Here is a 2,426-nt window from a genome sequence, read left to right on the forward strand (position 1 = left end):
AATATAAAGGAGGAACGACCATGCGCTTCCGTCATTTTCATTCCATTGTAGTCCAACTCTTTTTGTTCTGCTTTATCGGCATGACGCTTCCCGTTCTGGTCATGGGTTTTTTGTCTTATCATAAATCGTCCTCTATCGTGGAGGAACAAGTCAGTAAGGTAGCCTCGCTTACTATTACACAGGTGAGTGACAAGCTGAACCTTTATTTCAAAAAGCTTGATGATTCGTCCATGATGGTGTTAAACAGTAAGGTCATCCACAATATTTTGAAGGAGCAATCGAAAGAGAAGTTGTATGAAACCACGCTCAAGATTCAAGATGGACAAGACATCCTAACATCCATCATGATCAATTCGTCAGAAATCCTCGATATCTATATATTCGATGTGAACCGCAACAATTCGGTATTAAGCTCGGACTCCTTGGTGTCTCTGGATCAATGGGATTCCGATTGGTATAAAGCGATATTGGAAGCAAACGGTAATAGCGTTTGGTTCGGACTCTCTCAAAACTCTTATTTAAAGAAAACGGAAATGGGCTTTCCTGTATTCGGCCTTGGCCGCGCCATACGAAGCTGGGAAACCGGCGATATTATCGGCGTGATGTTCTTTGAGATTATGGGCGAGGTTCTGATCGATGAGCTTGACCGCGTTCAATTTGGGGATACGGGTTACATCTACGTCACCAATAGCGAGAACCGTTATTTCTATCATCCGGATTCCAAGCAGTATGGAAAAGAGTCCAAGCTCATCCTTCCTTCGCAAGCGACAGAATATAACAAAGACAACAAAAGCACGCTGGTGATTCCTGAACGCCTGTATAACGGCTGGGATGTGGTTGGGGTTGTACCTCTCGAGGAACTGACAGCCGATTCGGCCAGTATCCGGAAATTCACGATGTGGATTGCACTTTGCTGTATCCTTTCTGCAATGGGCATGGGGTATTTCGTTACCCGTAAAATCGGTAATCCGTTAGTTAATCTGAGCCGATTGATGCGTAAAGGCGAGAACGGCGACCTGAGTGTCCGGAGCAAGAGCGTCGGCCGGAACGAGATTGGGCAGCTGGGCCGCAGCTTTAATAAAATGATCAAACAGATCGATCTGTTAATCGCCCGAATCGCCAAGGAGGAATCGGAGAAAAAAAAGGCGGAAGTACGAGCGCTCCGCTATCAAATTAACCCTCACTTTCTTTATAATACGCTGAACTCGATTAGGTGGATGGCTAAATTGAACCGGACCAATGATGTAGATAACGCCGTCACTACGCTGGTTCAAATATTGGAAGGCAGTCTTGAACGGAATGGCGTTTTCATTCCGCTCGGGGAGGAGCTTGAACTGCTCCAGAAATATATGATCATTCAGGAATACCGCTATGATAACAAAATCAGTTTAAATATCCATTGCCGGGAGGAGCTCAAAAAAATACAAATTCCCCGAATGCTGCTTCAGCCCATCGTCGAAAACGCCATTTTCCATGGGATCGCTCCAAAGGATGCAGATGGATCAATTGATATCGAAGTCGAACAAAACGGAAAAAATATCGTGGTCAAAATAACCGACGACGGTATCGGAATAGATGAGGGAAGGCTTCATCAACTGCAGATGAACGATAAAGAGCGAAGCAATAAAGGGATGACCAATATCGGGCTGAATCATGTTCATCAGACCATCCAGTTATATTACGGAAATACATACGGTCTCAGCATCTCAAGCATCAAAAACGAAGGGACCCGGGTGCTTATTACGATTGCTGATTCAAAGGAGGAAACTTATGTACAGAGTGCTATTGGTTGATGACGAGAAGATAGCGCGAATCGGGCTTCGTACCACTTTTGATTGGGAGAGACACGGATTTACATTGGTTGGTGAAGCGTCAAACGGGCAAAACGCAATGAAATGGATTCAGAATCAAGAGATTGATATATTGATCACCGACATTGCTATGCCTGTGATGGATGGACTCGAGCTCACGCGCAAGACTAAAGAATTATGTCCTTGGGTCAAGGTGTTGCTGCTCAGCTGTCATAATGATTTCGAATATGTACGGGAAGGAATCCGGTTAGGGGCCAGCGATTACATCTTGAAACCGACACTTAATTCGGATTCACTCATAACGGTTCTGAATCAAATGAAAAAAAAGCTTCAGGAAGAAAGCGAGAACAGACAAATCGTTCAGCAGTTTGAAGACCAACAGCTCGCTAATAAACTGAAAATGCTGGAGAAGACATTCTGCAAGGCGCTATGCGGTGACCTGGCTGCTATCGAACGAATAAAGACAGAATGCCCGGAAGAAAGCTACCGTATTGCCGCTTTGGAGATCAACGTATTTGGCAAAACGGATGCTGAAAGGAATGAGCTCCTCACGGAGCTGGGAGAAGTGCTCAAACAGGTACTCTATCAAGCATTTGGTTCCTTTGTGTCGGTCAT

General features: G+C 44.8%; 2 protein-coding genes. Both read left to right on the forward strand.

The genetic code is table 11. From position 1 onward, the window contains the following. Positions 1 to 20: 20 nt before the first annotated feature. Complete coding sequence (locus AC1DSE_RS34180) at positions 21 to 1,793, forward strand: cache domain-containing sensor histidine kinase (RefSeq protein WP_477509816.1); 1,773 nt, start codon at positions 21 to 23, stop codon at positions 1,791 to 1,793. Then, positions 1,771 to 2,426 (forward strand): response regulator (locus AC1DSE_RS34185; RefSeq protein WP_477529006.1); only part of this gene is annotated, 656 nt, incomplete at its 3' end. The genes AC1DSE_RS34180 and AC1DSE_RS34185, both read left to right, overlap by 23 nt.

The sequence above is a fragment of the Paenibacillus sp. 01L418 genome, from assembly GCF_056400045.1.

Bases quoted from the DNA above. Each gene is read 5' to 3' on its own strand.
- AC1DSE_RS34180 (WP_477509816.1), top strand. From the start codon at position 21: ATGCGCTTCCGTCATTTTCATTCCATTGTAGTCCAACTCTTTTTGTTC.